Here is a 17117-nt window from a genome sequence, read left to right as displayed (position 1 = left end):
TTTTTTCTTTGATTATAAAACAATTAATTCCCGTATCGTGCCGCCAACCGAAGCTATGCAACCAGTTTGACACCAATGACAATCAGAATAGTCGCTAACACCGGACGCAAAAAACGGTCCGGTATACGTTTGCTGACGTGACTGCCAAGATATATTCCAGGCAAGGAGCCAACCAGCAAACTTACCAGCAGGCTGTAATCGACTGAGCCCATATAAGCATGCCCCAAACCAGCAACCAATGTCAGCGGCACTGCATGGGCAATATCACTACCCACCAGAGTGACAGCAGGCAGACGCGGATATAGCATGAACAACACGACCATACCCAGCGCACCCGCGCCGACAGATGAAATTGTTACAAGTATGCCCAGGATCACACCTGTCATTACTGTAGCCAATACAATATGCCGATCACGCCATTCTACCAAAAAACCGAAGTGCGACTTGCCCAGTCGCGTTAATTGCTGCCGGAATAACAGCGCCATCGCGGTCAGGATCAATGCCAGTCCCAGTGTGCTCGTAATCAGCTTAGAAAAAAATTCATGATCGACGCTGACTACATTTAATACAATCACCGTACAAACAGCCGCAGGCACACTCCCCATAGCCAGATGGCCAACCAACTTCCAATGCACAGTTTTTTGTCGGCTATGTACCCAAGCGCCACCTGCTTTTGTTAATGCCGCATAAAGCAAATCAGTACCCACGGCAATTGCCGGCTGAATACCGAATACCATTATCAGCAATGGCGTCATCAGGGAACCGCCGCCAACGCCTGTGACGCCAACAATAAAACCGACTAGCAGCCCGGATAACGTATAACCCATTTCCATTTACATTTATTTTCCTATTTTAATTTTTTGGTTTTTTTGGAAAAGGCGGCATAGTATCAAGTTCTTTATATAATTCAAAATAATATTATGTTACATTATTATAACTTTTTATTACTAAAATTAAACTTCAAATGAAACTCCGGCAATTACGCTACCTGTGCGAAGCGGCGAATCATCAACTTAACCTGTCTAAAACCGCACAAAAACTGCATACGTCGCAACCGGCTATCAGCAAGCAAATACAACTGCTCGAGGAAGAGCTCGGAGTACAGATTTTTATCCGTAACGGCAAACGTATAGTACAAATCACGCCACCCGGCCTCACCATTCTTCACATTGCACGCAAGGTGCTGCAAGAAGCTGAAAATCTGAAAAAGGCCGCGCAGGAATTTACACACGAAGACAAGGGGACATTAACCATTGCAACGACCCACACACAGGCACGTTACGCTCTTCCTCCCGTAATCAAGCGGTTTACCGCGATTCACCCCAAAGTTCGGCTTATTTTGCGCCAGGGCAGTCCTACTCAAATATCCGCGCTGGTCACCTCAGGTGAAGCGGATATCGCCATCGCCACTGAAGCCATTGAGCATTTTCACGAACTGATAATGTTGCCATGCTATCAGTGGAATCGTTGCATCGTCGTACCACCCGGACATTCCCTGTTACAGAAAAAAAAACTGACACTCGAAGCAATCAGCCAGCACCCCATAATCACGTATGATTTTGCATTTACCGGTCGCTCCAAAATCAATCAGGCATTCGAAAGCAAAGGTCTGACCCCAAACGTTGTATTAACCGCAATTGATTCAGATGTCATTAAAACTTATGTGGAACTGGGTCTGGGTATCGGCATCCTGGCCAAAATGGCTTTTGATCCCTTACGCGACAAGCACCTTGAAGCAATTGATGCAAGTCACCTGTTTGAATCCAGCACAACGCGGATTGGCATCAGCCGCAACAGTTATTTACAAGGCTTTGTTTTTGATTTTATTGAAATGTTTGCGCCGCATCTGAACAAAAACAGCATTCAGGAAAAACTAAAGCAAGGCGCAGTTTGACTGGCTGAGTCGGCAATTACAAATTAGTAATTCGGCAAAGAAAAGTGTAAAATCTTGCGTTTTTTATCGGGGATTCATTACGAAAGAATGGATCAGTAATCTGTGGCATTTTACGTTCAAAAATATGGTGGCACTTCTGTTGGAAGCACCGAGCGCGTCAGGAATGTTGCCCGCAGGGTGGCTAAATTCCATGCACAGGGACACCGGATCATAGTTGTTGTTTCGGCTATGAGTGGCGAAACAAACAGGTTGATCGCTTTGGCCCGGGAAGTTCAGAACAATCCGGATCCACGTGAAATGGATGTCATGGTATCGACTGGAGAGCAGGTTTCGATTGCGTTACTTTCAATGGCTTTAATGGCATTGAAAGTCAAGGCTAAAAGCTACACCGGCGCACAGGTAAGAATACTGACAGACTGCGCCCACACCAAAGCCCGCATTTTGAACATAGACCAGGACAAAATCCGCACTGATCTCGACAATGGACATGTTGTCATCGTCGCCGGATTTCAGGGTGTTGATCAGCATGGAAATATAACCACATTAGGGCGCGGCGGATCTGACACCACGGGTGTTGCGCTTGCTGCCGCATTGAAAGCGGACGAATGCCAGATTTATACGGATGTAGACGGCATCTACACTACCGACCCGCGTGTTGTACCTGAAGCAAGACGTCTTGATCGTATTACATTCGAAGAAATGCTGGAAATGGCCAGCCTTGGCTCAAAAGTATTGCAGTTACGAGCGGTTGAATTTGCGGGTAAATATAAAGTTAAGTTGAGAGTTTTATCCAGCTTTGAAGAAGAAGGGCCAGGCACACTGATAACTTTTGAGGAAAATGAGCATATGGAACAGCCGGTAATTTCGGGTATCGCATTTAACCGGGACGAAGCAAAAATCACTGTTTTAGGTGTTCCCGATCATCCTGGCATCGCCTACCAGATACTTGGGCCGGTTGCGGATGCCAATATTGATGTGGACATGATTATTCAAAACGTCAGTCATGATGACTTAACCGATTTCTCGTTCACTGTTCACCGTAATGACTTTAACAACACAATGAATATCATTCGTGAAAAAATTCAACCGCATATCGGTGCCCGCGATGTCATCGGCGGCGACAGGATTGCAAAAGTTTCCGTTGTCGGTGTAGGCATGCGATCGCATGCAGGCATTGCCAGCAAAATGTTTCGTGTTTTGGCTGAGGAAGGAATCAATATCCAGATGATCGCCACTTCTGAGATCAAAGTATCTGTCGTCGTTGATGAAAAATATATGGAACTTGCTGTACGCGTACTACATAAAGCATTTGACCTGGAACAAGTACTGTAATTTCTATACAATAGAGCCACTGAGCAAGATTTGACCGTAATAACGCAACCCGTTATCCTGCTTCAGCTCTAATTTGGAGAGATGGCCGAGTGGTCGAAGGCGCTCCCCTGCTAAGGGAGTATGGGGTTTATAGCCTCATCGAGGGTTCGAATCCCTCTCTCTCCGCCAGTTCAATCCGGTTCCCTGAAAAACAGCCTAACACCTTGAAAGGCAATGGTGTTTTTTCGGCTCGAAGCCCTCAACTCCGGCAATATTGAAAACCTGAGTAAAATACGGGTCTTAGCGCTGCCATGCGGTTGCCCAACCGTTCAAATCACCGTAGTCTATGCGGGTTGATTAACAGGGAAAACCATATTTTCTTGTATTTAACTCTGATAAAAGCGCGCCCGAGAGCGGCATCCGGATCGATTATCCTGAAATCAGGAAAACAGACTGACTGCCGCTCATTCCAGCCAACAAACTCGTCCAGCTCAATCACTATCTAACAAACCGCTGTTTCTAGGCTCATAGTTTCGATCTTGTTTGCGCCTTTTGTTAACAGATTCGTCGATTGTTTCGTTTCCATACTGAGTGGTATTGACCGCCCGATAATTCCGGGCATATTTGTGCGAATAGATGCCCCCTAGAAATTCCTTGTATGAATCCGTTAGCCTACCAAGGTAGTTCTCATTTCCAACATGCGCATAATCAAGGTCTAGTCCGGCTGCGCCTGCCTTATCCTGCATCCAGCGTAACGATAAATCCGATAATGCACGATCTTTGTGACCGCCGCCAACATCACTATGAGATCCAACAAACCAGCGTTGTTCAATCTTCTGCTGCGGCATTTTATCCGGGCTCCACAATGACACGTCATAATGTTTCCGGTGCTCGTCGAGCGCCACCGCGTGATAGGCGTTTTCGACAATACTGCTGAGCTTGGTATCATGGAATTCATAAAATTCCAGGTTAAATTCCTGGATAATATCAAGCGGAATACCCAATGCGCCGACAGTATCCCAGACACCCAGAAACTTTATTTTAATCTGACGTGAGAATTTTGAACGAAAAAACGCTGCAGTGCGGGAATCGGGTTTATCTCCTCTGGTTCGATAAATACCGTACGCAATTGCAGCATTGACAGGAAGATATTTCGGATCAATCAAACCACAGTTCCTAATCAGGCCAACCAGGCTTCGCGCCGTATAAGCACCGCGGCTGAAACCAGCGATATAAATTTCGTCACCATCTTGATACTCCCTGGCAAGGAATTCATAACCTTGAAAGATATTGAATTCAAGACCGGTTCCAAATGCGCCCCCCCAGGAATTTGTCATACCAGTTCGTACCAACACCTTCGTCATACCACTTGACCTGCTTAACATGATCAGATGCCAGTTCTTTGACGGATTTATAAAACCTGCTTACATTGGTTTCAATCTGTTCTTCAGCAGGAAAGCCTTCATCGGCAGGCTTGCTCCAGGTGCCGTCAAAACAGATTACGATTCGTTTCATTTTTTGCTCCTTCAAAACATATGACACATTTACTCTGGATCGCCCAGACGGCAGAATCGAAATCCCTGTTGGCATGAAGAAGCGGCAGACGACGTTCAATGCAAAATGCCGCAATAATGACATCTACCGCCTTTCTGACGGTAATTCTTTTTTTCTCAAAGTACGTAAGTATTCTGCGCTTTTGATCGCTATGAACGTGCCAAGCACATTTATAATAGCCAGAGCAGTTAATAACCTCTGGTTGCACTGAAGTCCCGGCTGTTTTTGAAACCTTGCAATACTTCCGTCAAAACGATGCCGCCAACGTAAATCGGAAAAGCACCCGGGAGTGTATCCAGTTTTTTTGGTTTCCGGCGTATCCTTCCCATTGAAAAAATCAATCCAGACACTGGAACCGGCGAAAATCAATGATCAGTCCTCAGCGCTTCCAGATTGCCTTCCCACTTTAATTTCCCGCGGAAATGCTTAATCTTCTTTTGGCTTTCAAGCAGAATTAATGATTTGAGCGCAAGCTCGACCGCCTCGCGTTTGGTTTTCGCGCCGTCAAACGCATGGCGTCATTCATCAATTCATCGTCAATAACAATATTGGTGCGCATTCGAAAAAGCCTCATTTCATGTGCATTCTGTTGCACAAGTATACACATAAATCTATCAAACCTGGATCCAGAGGCTATCTGAATTGCCCGTTCAGCAATCAACCGAACTGGAAACTGCGTCTGATTCAGTTTACTATCGCGTGATTGATTCAACTGATCTTAACTTTATTCACTCAAAAAATCCGCCTATGTCCATCACAAATCCCGCGCCCGAATCCACTGCTTCAGCAGTTTCTCCCTTCCAGCAGCGCAGTCTGCAATCCGTCTGGCATCCGTGTACGCAGATGAAGTCGCATGAAACGTTTCCATTAGTGCCGATTGTGCGCGGCAGCGGCGTGTGGCTGTACGATGCGGACGGCAACGGCTACCTGGACGCGATCGGCTCCTGGTGGGTGAACCTGTTCGGGCACGCCAATCCGCGCATAAACGCAGCGATTAACGACCAGCTGGAAAAAGTCGAGCATGTCATGCTCGCCGGGTTCACGCATGAACCAGTAATCGCGCTGTCCGAACGGTTGAAAGCTATTACGCCCGGCGATCTCGGTCACTGTTTTTACGCCAGCGACGGCGCTTCGGCAACCGAAATTGCGTTGAAAATGAGCTTTCACTATTGGCAGCTGGCCGGAAAACCCGACAAGACGCAATTTGTCAGTCTGCAAAACGATTATCACGGCGAGACGCTGGGCGCGCTGTCGGTCACCGATGTGGCGATTTTCAAAAAAACCTATGCGCCATTGCTGCGTCCGTGCGCACACGTGATGACGCCGGACTGGCGTTTTGCCGATGAAGGCGAATCGGCCGAAGATTACGCGCTGCGCGCCGCCGACGCGCTCCAAGCGCATCTGGCGCAACACCATGCCAAAACCGCTGCGCTGATTATCGAACCGCTGATTCAGGGTGCGATGGGTATGGGCATGTATCACCCAGTCTATCTCAAACGCGCGCGGGAAATCTGCGACAAATATCAGGTGCATCTAATTGCCGATGAGATCGCGGTCGGTTTCGGCCGTACCGGCACCATGTTTGCGTGCGAACAGGCCGGTATCACACCCGATTTTCTGTGCCTGGCAAAAGGGCTCAGCAGTGGTTATCTGCCGATTTCCGTGGTGCTGACGACTGACACCATTTACCAGAACTTCTACGGCGACACGCCTGCGCATGCGTTCCTGCACTCGCACACGCATACCGGCAATGCGCTGGCCTGCCGCGCGGCGTTGGCGGTGCTCGACATTTTTGAACAGGACAATATACTTGCAGCCAACAAAGCCAGGGCAACCCATCTCAACAATGCCGCCACAACACTGTCTTCGCATCCAAAAGTCAGCAATTTCCGCAATTGCGGCATGATCTGGGCGTTTGAAGTGGAAACAGATGACTTGCAGTTTTCACAGCAGTTTTTCCAGGCCGGCCTGAAGCAGCGCCTGCTGTTGCGCCCGCTGGGCAATACGGTGTATTTCATGCCGCCGTATATTATCACCGAAGATGAAATCGACCTGCTCGTCACCGGTACGCTAAAGATACTGGATACCGTATGCAATTGACATTTCTTGGCGCTGCGGGAAAAGTTACCGGCTCCTGCTACCTGTTGGAAACGAAGATTGGCGCATACTCGTCGATTGCGGCATGTTTCAGGACGGACGCGAAGCGGACAAAAAATCCGCACAGCGTTTAATTTTGACCCGGAAACTATTGATTGCGTATTGCTCGCGCACGCGCACATCGATCACTCCGGTCTACTGCCGCGATTGAGCGCTTGGGGATTCAGTGGGCCTGTTTACACCACCTCGGCGACCATCGATTTACTGCATGCAATACTCAAGGGCAGCGCCCATATTCAGGAGAAGGAAACCGAATAGCGCAACAAAACCCGGCGCAGCCGGAATCGCTCGAACAGCGCGTTGCAGGAATACGCACCGTTGTACACCGTGGCGCAAACTGAGAATTTTCTCAAACAATTGCGCAGCGTCAATTACAATACCGCGTATCCGGTTTATTCAGGATGCCGAGGAATCGATGCGGCTGAACACGATCCAGCAGGTGCGATTATCATCTCCGCAAGCGGCATGTGCGATGCCAGCCGCATCAAGCATCATCTCAAATATAATTTTAACCGGCCGGAATGCAGCATCATCATTACCGGATTCCAGGCCGCCAGAACACTCGGCCGAAGGCTCGTTGACGGCGCCCGGGTTGTCAAAATTTTTGGCCGGGACATCGTCGTCAGGGCAGAAATCTACACCATCGGCGGATTGTCCGCGCACGCTGACCAGAAAGCGCTGCTGGACTGGCTAGGCCATTTTAAAAACACCAGCCCGAACATTCGTGGTGCATGGTGAACCAGGCAACGCAACCTCATTAGCAACGGCCATTCAGGACACGCTGCACTGGCAGAATGTTGCCATACCCGAACAAAAGCCGGTTGTCACGCTGTACAGCCGGGCAAGCCTACAAACCAGCCAGCGCGCTTTCCAGCGCTGCCTTGCATTCGCCTTTCTTGCCGCCGAGATCTAGCATGCCCGTCGACCGCATGCACTCGCTATATTCGAACAGAATATCATTTTTTTTCTGCGCAGTTTCCAGCTTGGCGGAAAGCTGTACAATCTGATTGATCACAGCCTGCAGATCGATATTACCGATCGCTGCGCCAATACCGTCAAGGCTGACCTGGGTTTCATCCAGCCTTTGCAGGGATTCCTGGTTGATCCGTTTGACATGACGGGCGATTGACTGACTGGCCTTGCTGGAATAATCCCTGAGTTCCTCGACGTTCTGTTGAGTAATTTCGGCAAGCTTTTCTTTATAGGTTTCCAATTCGGTGTGGATAAAGGTATTGATGCCGCTCTCGAAACTGTCTAGTGTGTTATCAATTTCCTGCTTGAATCCATTCATTTTTTCTTCCAGTAAATGATTGACATCCGTTTCAAGCCGCTTGACAACGTCACTGGAAATCTTCTCCACGGGCGCTCTGGAATCGATAATCTCGCTTTTCGCTGTGCTCACACTCGTTTTAATTGCATCGGCCAGCAGTCTCTGTTTGTCATCAATCTGGCCGAGCGCCTGTTTCTCGTTTTCCGCCATGAGCCAGGAAATCACGATTAATTCTTTCTTTTCACGCGCACCCAGGCCGTCGACCAGTTCATCGAGCACCTCGGCGGCCACCGCCTCGTTGTTCAGACTGCTCATATAGCCCAGATTGGCCGTGTCGAGAAATTCCTGCAGCGTGCTATGCATTTCATCCACATTCGCCTGCGCCCTGGACATTTCCGTCGACTGCCGCATTAACTCATAAGGCATGTAAATCACGGCAAGCACCAGGCAGGCTGTATAGATCGTCCATTGTAAAAACTTGGTTTTGACAAAAGAAATATAGCCGAACAATACAAAAATCAGGAGAATCGTCGGCGTCACAATTAGCGCAATTTCCAGCCAGCTTCTTTCAACCAGCGCACCTACGGAAAACAAATCCGGTAACTCCGCAATATATTCATTCATTGTATGACTCTCCCATCTAATTCATGATATGTAATTTTTAGCCCAGAAACAGCTTATACGCCGGGTTTTTACTCTCGTCCCAGTAACGGTAACCAAGTTGATCAAGAAATGCCTTGAAATCGGATTTTTCTTCTGGCGGCACCTGGATGCCGATCAGTACACGCCCGTAATCGGCGCCGTGATTACGGTAATGAAACAGGCTGATGTTCCAGTTATGACTCATGGCATCCAAAAAATCCATCAGCGCGCCGGGCCGGTCCGGAAACTCGAACCGGTACAGTATCTCATTTTCGATTTCAGGCGCATGACCGCCAACCAGATGGCGGATATGCAGCTTTGCCATTTCGTTGTTGCTCATATCTTCAGTGTTCAGCCCGCTTTTCTGCAAATCCGCAATCAATTTCTCGGTTTCCTCGCGGTTACGTACCGAAACGCCGACAAACACATGCGCTTCAATGGCATCGGCGTAACGGTAATTAAATTCGGTAATGCTTTTTGCGCCCAGTAAATTGCAAAATTTCTTAAAACTTCCCGGCTTTTCCGGAATGGTGACCGCCATCACGGCTTCGCGATGCTCACCGATTTCCGCACGCTCGGATATGTGGCGCAAGCGGTCGAAATTCATATTGGCACCCGTTGCAATGCCAATCAGAGTTTCATGCAAAATATTTTCGCGTTCGACATACGCCTTCAAACCGGCGATCGACAACGCACCGGACGGCTCGAGAATACTGCGCGTATCCTCGAACACATCCTTGATCGCTGCACAGATTGCATCGGTATCGACCAGTATCACCTCGTCGACAAATTCACGGCACAAACGGAACGTTTCTTTGCCAATCTGTTTGACAGCAACACCGTCGGCAAACAATCCGACCTGTGTGAGCCTGACGCGGCGCCCACTTTGCAAGGAACGATACAACGCATTGGCATCGACCGGCTCCACACCGATGATTTTGGTTTCCGGATACAGCCTTTTGGCATAGGCTGCAATACCTGCTATCAATCCGCCGCCGCCCACCGGTACAAAAATCGCATGAATTCTTCCGGTATGCTGGCGCAGGATTTCCATGCCGATAGTGCCTTGGCCGGCGATCACATCCGGATCGTCGTACGGATGAATAAACGTCGCCTGTTGCGATTCAGTCAATTTTACTGCATGATCATAGGCATCGTTGTAAGAATCGCCATACAGCACCACTGTGGCGCCGCGCATCATTACGGCCTGCACTTTTATCTGCGGCGTCGTCACCGGCATCACAATGGTTGCGCTGCAACCGAGTTTTTTCGCCGCCAACGCTACACCTTGCGCATGATTGCCCGCGGAAGCCGCCACTACGCCGCGGTTACGCACTTCCGGTGATAATTTGAGCATTTTGTTGTAAGCGCCACGCAGTTTGAATGAAAACACCTGCTGCAGGTCTTCGCGCTTGAGCAGCACCTGATTGTGAATGCGCCCAGACAGATTGGGAATATTTTCCAACGGCGTTTCATTCGCTACATCATACACTTGTGCTGTCAGAATGCTTTCTAGATAATTTTTTTTCATAACCGCCTGGAACAATCGCAAGGAATCAGGTTTATTTATTTTAACAACGCGTAAATTTTAAGTTACAGATTTTAGCATGACACGGCATGATCAAAAATTCATCAGGTCGTTACCCCAGCGCGACAATGCATCGAGTATTTCCAGCGCTTTCACATTATCAGCATTGTCATGACGTAAACTGGCTATCTGCGCGCGGTACGCATCCAGCGTCAAATCATTGCCCGGCGTCTGCAGCAATCGCTGGCGGCGTAGTCGTTGCCACCGTTGCGTATCTTCGAGTGACAATGTAGCGGGCCAGTTGCGGGCACGGTAACGAAACAGCAATTCCGGCAACCGCCGGTCATGAAAATCGAACCGCGCCTGGGCCAGCTCCTGCGGCGAGGAACGCCGGATTTGTGCAAGCAGCGGCACGTCGGCCTGATCGATGAATCCGTCATACAGCGCCAAATCGACATCACCAGTTAATTCATATGTTTTGCTGCCATAGGCAAGCGCGATCCGCTGCGCAAAATCGGTTTGCGCACAGTGGCCGGCAAGTTTTTGCCAATGCCGCTGACAGCTGCCGAGATCGATTTCAATATGTTCAGCCGCCTGTGCATTCAGCGTATTGCGCGGTGCCAGCGCTGGACATTTATTGACTTTTACCGACTTGACCGGTAGGCGCCTGGCACCATCGGGAAGATCTCCCGTGCGTGTAAACAGCAGCTGGCTCAATGCTGCAATATCGAGATCCAGAAATTCTTCAGGATCGTGGCGTAAATCGTAAACCAGAAAGCTGTTCTGATTGTCCGTTTCAACGGCGAGCGGCATAACCAGCGTAGTGCAGCCGGTTTTTGCCGGATACATGCGTGAACTGTGAACCACCGGCGTATGCCGCGCCACATCGAGCAATTCAACTGCACGGCGTTTGTAGCGCAACTGGAAAAGCCAGTGATACAGACGCGGCTGACGGTTATGCAGCAATCTGGCCAGACCGATTGTGGCGCGCACATCGGATAAGGCGTCATGTGCGGCGCCATGCATAATGCCATTTGCCGCTGTCAGATCTTCAAGCCGAAAACTCGGCACCAGGTTCACTACATCATGTTCAGTCTGTTTTTCCTGTTGCGCTTCGCGTTGCGGCCACTCTATTCCTGACGGACGCAGCGCATATGTCATGCGCACCAGGTCGATAATGTCCCAGCGCGTATTGCCATTCTGCCATTCACGCGCGTACGGATCGAAAAAGTTCCGGTAGAGCGTATGCCGCGTAACTTCATCGTCGAAACGCAAGGTATTGTATCCGCTACCGCAGGTACCGGGCCGCACCAGTTCGGTGTGAATTTTATCAATGAATTCGGACTCGGGCAGGCCCTGCGTATCAGTCAGCTGCGGTGTAATACCGGTAATCAGACAGGCGGCGGGCTGCGGCAGAATATCGCGTGGCGGCTTGCAATAAATCACCAGCGGTTTACCTATTTCATTGAGCGCTTCATCGGTGCGCACGCCGGCAAACTGAGCAGGCCGATCAGCTCTGGGATTTGCACCGAATGTCTCGTAATCATGCCAGTACAGCGTTGTCGTCATTGACAGGTCTTTCCGTTTGTTACTCATCGAAACTGTTTTGAAATCCTGCGCCAATCACATTATAGTGACACTTTCCAAAACGTATTAAAGGAGAAGCTTATTATGGCGCGTCAACGCATCAGTTCCGGCTCCACGTTCGAACAGGAAATCGGTTACTCCCGGGCCGTGCGGGCCGGCGACTGGGTCATGGTATCCGGCACCACAGGGTTTGACTACAGCACAATGACCATATCCGGCGACTTGCTGGAGCAAACCGAGCAGTGCTTCCAAAATATCGATGCCGCTTTGCGCGAGGCCGGGAGCAGTATAAAGGATGTCGTGCGCGTAACTTATGTGTTACCGAATGTCGAGGACTTTCCCAAATGCTTTCCAGTTACGCGCAAATATTTTGGTGATGTCCGGCCTTCGGCAATGATGCTGACAGCGGGTTTGTCCGACCCCAGAATGAAAATCGAAATCCAGGTTACCGCGTATTGTGGCGATTAATCTGGCAGAACCGCTGACCGTACCGGAATAAGAACCAACCTGACTGGTTGGCTAGTCAGCACGCCATTTACGATCATGGATATTAATCGACTCAACTCAACCAACGTTCCGGCAGCGGCGTGCGGCTCCTTCCGGACTAGTGCAACAGTTTTACCTGACTATCATTAGAAGTATTTGATCATCAAGTAAATGTAACCCGGAATAAAAATACACAACGCAATAATTACTAATTTTTTCATAATGTTTTCTCCCCTCGACGTTTGCTTAAAACATTTTTTTATTAAAACTCCAAGTAAAACCCATCCTGTCCGTTTCCGTCAAGCATTATCTACAGGATATCCTGTGTCTTTTACACGCCGAACTCACTCGGCCATTCACCCATTCGCGAAGACGCAATGGCGGCAATCTGTTAATCTTGCACGTTGTGACAGATTGTTGACTGATAGCCGGACACCATTACAACCGATTCACATAAAAACCGATCTGATCCAGATCTTGAATACCGGGTCATATCGATCACTGACATGCCATCTCTATCGCAAAAGAGGAGTGTAAAATGAGCGCAGTCAAAATTTCTGTAAACGACTCGGTCGAACTGAATGGCGAATTGGTGTTACCGCACGCCGCCAGAAGCGTTGTGTTATTTGCGCACGGCAGCGGCAGCAGCCGATTGAGTCCGCGTAACCGGTTCGTTGCGCAGATACTGCAACAACATGGTATCGGCACGCTGTTGTTCGACTTGCTGACGCACGATGAAGATCAGCAATATTCAATGCGTTTCGATATCGAACTTTTAACGCGGCGCTTGCTCGTCGCTACGAAGTGGTTGCAGACCCATCAAGACACAAAGGCACTGCCGCCGGGATACTTCGGTGCAAGCACCGGCGCTGCCGCTGCGTTACAGGCCGCGGCCGATATGGGTACACAGATCTTCGCAGTGGTCTCGCGTGGCGGCCGCCCGGATCTGGCCAGCGAGGCCGCCTTAAACAGCGTCGCGGCACCAACGCTGCTGATCGTTGGCGGGGCGGATTACGGTGTCATTGAGTTGAATCAGCAGGCCTTCGCTTCACTGCAATGGGAAAAAGAATTAACACTGATTCCTGGCGCAACACATTTGTTTGAAGAACCCGGCACGCTCGAACAAGCGGCGCAACATGCAGCCGACTGGTTTTTGAAACACCTGAAATAATCATTTTTAACTACTAAATTTGCAAAGGATTGTTTGATGGCCGCAGTTTTTCTCGATTTCGGTTCTGTGACTCGAGGCGACATGGATTGCACTGCGCTGGAGCAGGCCATATCACCCTGGCAGTTTTACGATGAAACCGATCCCGATCAGGTTGCTGAACGCATCAAAGATGCGGAAGTCGTGGTTTGTAATAAATTTTCGATGACTCGCGATATCATCACTTACGCAAACCGGCTTAAGTTAATCTGTATTGCAGCGACCGGTTATAACAATATTGACCTGGCGACAGCAGCCGAACGCAACGTCCCGGTCTGCAATGTGAGAGGCTATGCTACGCCGTCCGTAGTACAGCATGTTTTCATGCTGATGTTGAATCTATCATGTAATTTTGAATCGTACCGGCAACTGGTAAAAGACGGACGCTGGCAGACCAGCAGGCATTTCTGCCCGCTTGATTTCAATATCGAGGAACTGTCCGGCAAAGTGCTCGGCATTATCGGATACGGCGAATTAGGACGAGCGGTTTCTATGGTTGCGGCCGCTTTCGGGATGCAGGTGCTTGTCGCCGAACATAAAGGACAGCCTTTACGCCCCGGCAGAATGCCATTCGACGCTGCGCTTCAACAGGCTGACTTTATAACTCTGCACTGTCCCCTTCTGAACGATACGCGCGATCTGATCGGCCAGCGTGAGCTGAACCTGATGAAACCGACGGCTTTTCTTATTAACACGGCACGCGGCGCCATCGTGAATGAAGCCGATTTGCTCGATGCGTTGACTAACGGCCGTATTGCCGGGGCTGGTCTTGATGTTTTATGGAAAGAACCGCCCATGCATGACAATCTATTGCTGCAATACCGGCAACCGAATCTGATCATCACACCGCATGTTGCCTGGGCCAGCAAAGAATCCCGACAACGCCTGCTCAACCAGATTGCGCAAAATATTCATAACTTTTTTCATCACAAACCGTTCAATCAGGTCATGGATGATATGCTTGATATGTAAGGGAATATTTTTTATAGCACTATCGACTTTATCAACACAACAAAATTATCGTCATTCTCACGCCTTGAATATGCTTTGGCATGTCCTGCGGCACAAAAATTTGATCCTTTTATCCGAAAAACAAACAGAATTGCACATAACACATGACGACACCCTTTAATTCGTCAGATTTAAGTCTGTACCAATAACTGTTCAATGGCAGACTGTTTATGTGCCGCCTGACCAAAAGAAACATCTTGCAGCACGCCTTTGCGATCGAACAAAATAGCCGACGGTGTTCCTTGTAAGGAAAAACGCTCGAATGTTTCGGCTTTCATGATTTTTTGTTCAAAAAAAGCCCGAATCTGGTTCTTAATCGTTTGTTGCTGATCCTCACGAAACTGGTCAAACTGTGCCAGCAGCTGACGCGCATAAGCCAGCACCCGATCCTCTGTCACCGGCTCATTATCCGGCGCTATTCGGTCCATTCCAACTGCAAAAGGGAACGTCCATGGCAATCTGGACTGGTCAACCAACAATCCGCGTTGATTGAGTGCTTTGAATGTTTCTCCGATCACTTCCCCGCTCTTGATAAGCAATTGAAGATTTTCCAGCGTATTTTTATCATAATCCTCAAATGCAGTTGCCAAACCTATGATCACAAGACCACGATCTCGATATTTTTCATGAAGCTGAATTGCATTCGGTAACGCGTACAAAAAACAACCAGGACAATTTACCTGAAAAACTTCAATAAGCACTACAGAACCCAGCAAATCTTCCATCTTAGCCGGACCACCCTGCACCCAGGTATCTATAGCCACATCAGTAAGATATAAATTATTCATGCATGCTCGCCCTTCAATATTGGATTTTGATAAAAATCTTGCCTGAATTTGTTTTAATTCATACGTAAACGGGTTGTACGATACCTATCGAACCCGTGAGCAATGCCGATACATGCAATCCATGAATTAATTGCACTCTGTCTACAAACTGTATACTTAGGAGCCGTTCATAAATAACTGTAACACTTATTTATGGACGACTCCTTATAATAAGCTGGATAAAGATTGTACTGTCATATTTCAGATAATTTACCACGCCACCACATATCCTATCTAAAGATATACGTAAATCCATCAGAATGCTGCACAAATAACAACCATAAGTGACCATGGTTGTGCTACCTCACAAAATCTCGTTATTTAAACGGATGACGCAAAACTATTGTATCTTCGCGGTCTGGACCGGTAGAAATCATGTCTATTGGAGTCTCGCAAATCTCTTCAATTTTTTTTAAATAATTCTGGGCGGTTTTGGGCAGTTGTTCAAAATTCTGAATACCAACCGTACAATCCGACCATCCCGGGATCTCTTCATAGATCGGCTTGCAATCAATCAAGTCATCCGCACCCGCTGGTAACACATCAGAACGCTCGCCATTACTCAACCGGTAACCGACACAAATATTCAGTGCTTCGACGCCATCCAGCACGTCGAGTTTTGTTATACACAACCCTGTCACCCCGTTAATCTGGATTGAACGTTTCATTGCAACGGCATCAAACCAGCCGCAACGCCGTGGACGCCCTGTTGTCGAACCAAACTCATGACCCCGTTCTGCCAAATGATGACCGGTCTCATCGGTCAGCTCCGTTGGAAACGGACCGGAACCCACACGAGTTGTATACGCTTTGGTAATACCCAGCACATAGTGCAACATCTGTGGCCCAACCCCACTTCCGGAAGCAGCCGCTCCTGCTATACAGTTACTCGAAGTTACATAGGGGTATGTCCCATGATCAATATCCAGCAGTGTGCCTTGCGCACCTTCAAATAACAGATTGTCACCCGCTTTATGTGCATCAAATAATAATCGAGGTATGTCTGCAACCCATGACCTGATACGTTCTGATTGCATAACCGCATCATCGAGTGTTTTCTGAAAATCGATGATTGGCGCATTGAAGTAATTTTTCAAAACGAAATTATGATAATCCAGTATTTCACCTAGCTTCGAAGCCAGGCGGTCTCTATGAAACAAATCCTGCAACCGTATAGCGCGGCGCGCTACTTTATCCTCATAGGCCGGACCGATGCCACGCCCGGTCGTTCCAATTTTACCGACACCTCTGGCGCGTTCACGCGCATGATCAAGTGCGGTATGACAAGGAAGTATAAGCGGACAAGCCTCACTGATTCGCAAACGTTCATTGACACCCACATCCATCTGCTCGAGCATGTCAATTTCTTTCAGTAGCGCTTCAGGAGAGACGACTACGCCATTTCCGATGTAGCAAATAACATTATTGCGTAAAATTCCGGATGGTATCAGATGTAAAACGGTTTTGTTATCACCAATCACCAGCGTATGACCTGCATTATGGCCACCTTGAAAACGTACAACACCTTGTGCGTGGTCTGTCAACCAGTCAACAACTTTTCCCTTACCTTCATCTCCCCACTGCGTGCCGATTACGACAACATTCTTAGTCACCATACAGAATCTTCTAGATACATCTTTTAA

Annotated in this window: 15 protein-coding genes, 1 tRNA gene and 1 pseudogene; 9 read left to right on the top strand and 8 right to left on the bottom strand. The window is 48.6% G+C overall.

Features of this window, described 5'->3' with window-relative positions:
• Positions 1 to 53: 53 nt before the first annotated feature.
• Entirely contained in the window at positions 54 to 833 is a 780-nt protein-coding gene (locus BMY60_RS01300; protein WP_090330596.1) for a sulfite exporter TauE/SafE family protein, read from the bottom strand.
• Between the two features lie 131 nt (positions 834 to 964).
• On the opposite strand from BMY60_RS01300, the gene cysB reads away from it, so the two are divergent.
• The 3 genes from cysB to BMY60_RS01285 all read left to right on the top strand — a co-directional run bounded on the left by cysB (position 965) and on the right by BMY60_RS01285 (position 3394).
• Positions 965 to 1894, top strand: coding sequence for an HTH-type transcriptional regulator CysB (gene cysB / locus BMY60_RS01295; RefSeq protein WP_090330594.1), 930 nt, complete (start codon positions 965 to 967; stop codon positions 1892 to 1894).
• Between the two features lie 102 nt (positions 1895 to 1996).
• Complete coding sequence (locus BMY60_RS01290; protein ID WP_090330593.1) at positions 1997 to 3226, top strand: aspartate kinase; 1230 nt, start codon at positions 1997 to 1999, stop codon at positions 3224 to 3226.
• A 75-nt stretch (positions 3227 to 3301) separates the two neighbouring features.
• Positions 3302 to 3394: transfer RNA gene (locus tag BMY60_RS01285), tRNA-Ser, on the top strand.
• Between the two features lie 302 nt (positions 3395 to 3696).
• Here the strand turns inward: BMY60_RS01285 and BMY60_RS01280 are convergent.
• Positions 3697 to 4720, bottom strand: a pseudogene (locus BMY60_RS01280) (DUF2235 domain-containing protein).
• Between the two features lie 493 nt (positions 4721 to 5213).
• The gene (locus BMY60_RS16540) at positions 5214 to 5318 is read right to left on the bottom strand and encodes a type II toxin-antitoxin system VapB family antitoxin (RefSeq protein WP_371264176.1); all 105 of its coding nucleotides are present in this window, start codon (positions 5316 to 5318) and stop codon (positions 5214 to 5216) included.
• 188 nt (positions 5319 to 5506) lie between these two features.
• Between BMY60_RS16540 and bioA the strand changes: the two genes are divergently transcribed.
• The 3 genes from bioA (at position 5507) to BMY60_RS16530 (ending at position 7654) form a co-directional block, all read left to right on the top strand.
• Positions 5507 to 6859, top strand: a complete 1353-nt coding sequence (gene bioA / locus BMY60_RS01265; RefSeq protein WP_090330758.1) for an adenosylmethionine--8-amino-7-oxononanoate transaminase — start codon at positions 5507 to 5509, stop codon at positions 6857 to 6859.
• A 57-nt stretch (positions 6860 to 6916) separates the two neighbouring features.
• Positions 6917 to 7174, top strand: coding sequence for an MBL fold metallo-hydrolase (locus BMY60_RS16535; protein WP_371264175.1), 258 nt, complete (start codon positions 6917 to 6919; stop codon positions 7172 to 7174).
• A gap of 69 nt (positions 7175 to 7243) precedes the next feature.
• Positions 7244 to 7654 carry an MBL fold metallo-hydrolase RNA specificity domain-containing protein gene (locus tag BMY60_RS16530; RefSeq protein ID WP_371264174.1) on the top strand — a complete coding sequence of 137 codons (411 nt, stop codon included), beginning with the start codon at positions 7244 to 7246 and terminating at the stop codon, positions 7652 to 7654.
• A 109-nt stretch (positions 7655 to 7763) separates the two neighbouring features.
• Here the strand turns inward: BMY60_RS16530 and BMY60_RS01255 are convergent, their stop codons facing one another.
• From BMY60_RS01255 to sbcB, 3 genes are all read right to left on the bottom strand, one after another.
• Positions 7764 to 8810, bottom strand: coding sequence for a hypothetical protein (locus BMY60_RS01255; protein WP_090330591.1), 1047 nt, complete (start codon positions 8808 to 8810; stop codon positions 7764 to 7766).
• Between the two features lie 37 nt (positions 8811 to 8847).
• Complete coding sequence (gene ilvA, locus BMY60_RS01250) at positions 8848 to 10359, bottom strand: threonine ammonia-lyase, biosynthetic (RefSeq protein WP_090330589.1); 1512 nt, start codon at positions 10357 to 10359, stop codon at positions 8848 to 8850.
• A 90-nt stretch (positions 10360 to 10449) separates the two neighbouring features.
• Positions 10450 to 11952, bottom strand: coding sequence for an exodeoxyribonuclease I (sbcB, locus tag BMY60_RS01245; protein ID WP_256250615.1), 1503 nt, complete (start codon positions 11950 to 11952; stop codon positions 10450 to 10452).
• A 75-nt stretch (positions 11953 to 12027) separates the two neighbouring features.
• On the opposite strand from sbcB, the gene BMY60_RS01240 reads away from it, so the two are divergent.
• The 3 genes from BMY60_RS01240 (at position 12028) to BMY60_RS01230 (ending at position 14608) form a co-directional block, all read left to right on the top strand.
• Positions 12028 to 12411 (top strand): RidA family protein, encoded by a 384-nt coding sequence (locus tag BMY60_RS01240; RefSeq protein ID WP_090330587.1) that lies wholly within the window; start codon positions 12028 to 12030, stop codon positions 12409 to 12411.
• Between the two features lie 556 nt (positions 12412 to 12967).
• The gene (locus BMY60_RS01235; RefSeq protein ID WP_090330586.1) at positions 12968 to 13600 is read left to right on the top strand and encodes a dienelactone hydrolase family protein; all 633 of its coding nucleotides are present in this window, start codon (positions 12968 to 12970) and stop codon (positions 13598 to 13600) included.
• Between the two features lie 36 nt (positions 13601 to 13636).
• Positions 13637 to 14608, top strand: coding sequence for a 2-hydroxyacid dehydrogenase (locus tag BMY60_RS01230; protein ID WP_090330584.1), 972 nt, complete (start codon positions 13637 to 13639; stop codon positions 14606 to 14608).
• Positions 14609 to 14778: 170 nt separating this feature from the next.
• Here the strand turns inward: BMY60_RS01230 and BMY60_RS01225 are convergent, their stop codons facing one another.
• On the bottom strand, positions 14779 to 15435 hold the full coding sequence (locus BMY60_RS01225; protein WP_090330583.1) for a thioredoxin domain-containing protein: 657 nt from the start codon (positions 15433 to 15435) through the stop codon (positions 14779 to 14781).
• 356 nt (positions 15436 to 15791) lie between these two features.
• The gene (locus BMY60_RS01220) at positions 15792 to 17087 is read right to left on the bottom strand and encodes an adenylosuccinate synthase (protein WP_177166537.1); all 1296 of its coding nucleotides are present in this window, start codon (positions 17085 to 17087) and stop codon (positions 15792 to 15794) included.
• Positions 17088 to 17117 lie beyond the last annotated feature (30 nt).

Origin of the sequence: Nitrosomonas sp. Nm51 (genome assembly GCF_900111165.1) — a bacterium.
In the GTDB taxonomy this organism is placed as follows: Bacteria; Pseudomonadota; Gammaproteobacteria; order Burkholderiales; family Nitrosomonadaceae; genus Nitrosomonas.
Note: the sequence above shows the minus strand (reverse complement) of the source record. Positions and strands in the feature narration are given on the sequence as shown.

Bases quoted from the DNA above. Each gene is read 5' to 3' on its own strand.
- BMY60_RS01300 (WP_090330596.1), bottom strand. From the start codon at position 833: ATGGAAATGGGTTATACGTTATCCGGGCTGCTAGTCGGTTTTATTGTT.
- cysB (WP_090330594.1), top strand. From the start codon at position 965: ATGAAACTCCGGCAATTACGCTACCTGTGCGAAGCGGCGAATCATCAA.
- BMY60_RS16540 (WP_371264176.1), bottom strand. From the start codon at position 5,318: ATGCGCACCAATATTGTTATTGACGATGAATTGATGAATGACGCCATG.
- bioA (WP_090330758.1), top strand. From the start codon at position 5,507: ATGTCCATCACAAATCCCGCGCCCGAATCCACTGCTTCAGCAGTTTCT.
- BMY60_RS01255 (WP_090330591.1), bottom strand. From the start codon at position 8,810: ATGAATGAATATATTGCGGAGTTACCGGATTTGTTTTCCGTAGGTGCG.
- ilvA (WP_090330589.1), bottom strand. From the start codon at position 10,359: ATGAAAAAAAATTATCTAGAAAGCATTCTGACAGCACAAGTGTATGAT.
- sbcB (WP_256250615.1), bottom strand. From the start codon at position 11,952: ATGAGTAACAAACGGAAAGACCTGTCAATGACGACAACGCTGTACTGG.
- BMY60_RS01240 (WP_090330587.1), top strand. From the start codon at position 12,028: ATGGCGCGTCAACGCATCAGTTCCGGCTCCACGTTCGAACAGGAAATC.
- BMY60_RS01235 (WP_090330586.1), top strand. From the start codon at position 12,968: ATGAGCGCAGTCAAAATTTCTGTAAACGACTCGGTCGAACTGAATGGC.
- BMY60_RS01230 (WP_090330584.1), top strand. From the start codon at position 13,637: ATGGCCGCAGTTTTTCTCGATTTCGGTTCTGTGACTCGAGGCGACATG.
- BMY60_RS01225 (WP_090330583.1), bottom strand. From the start codon at position 15,435: ATGAATAATTTATATCTTACTGATGTGGCTATAGATACCTGGGTGCAG.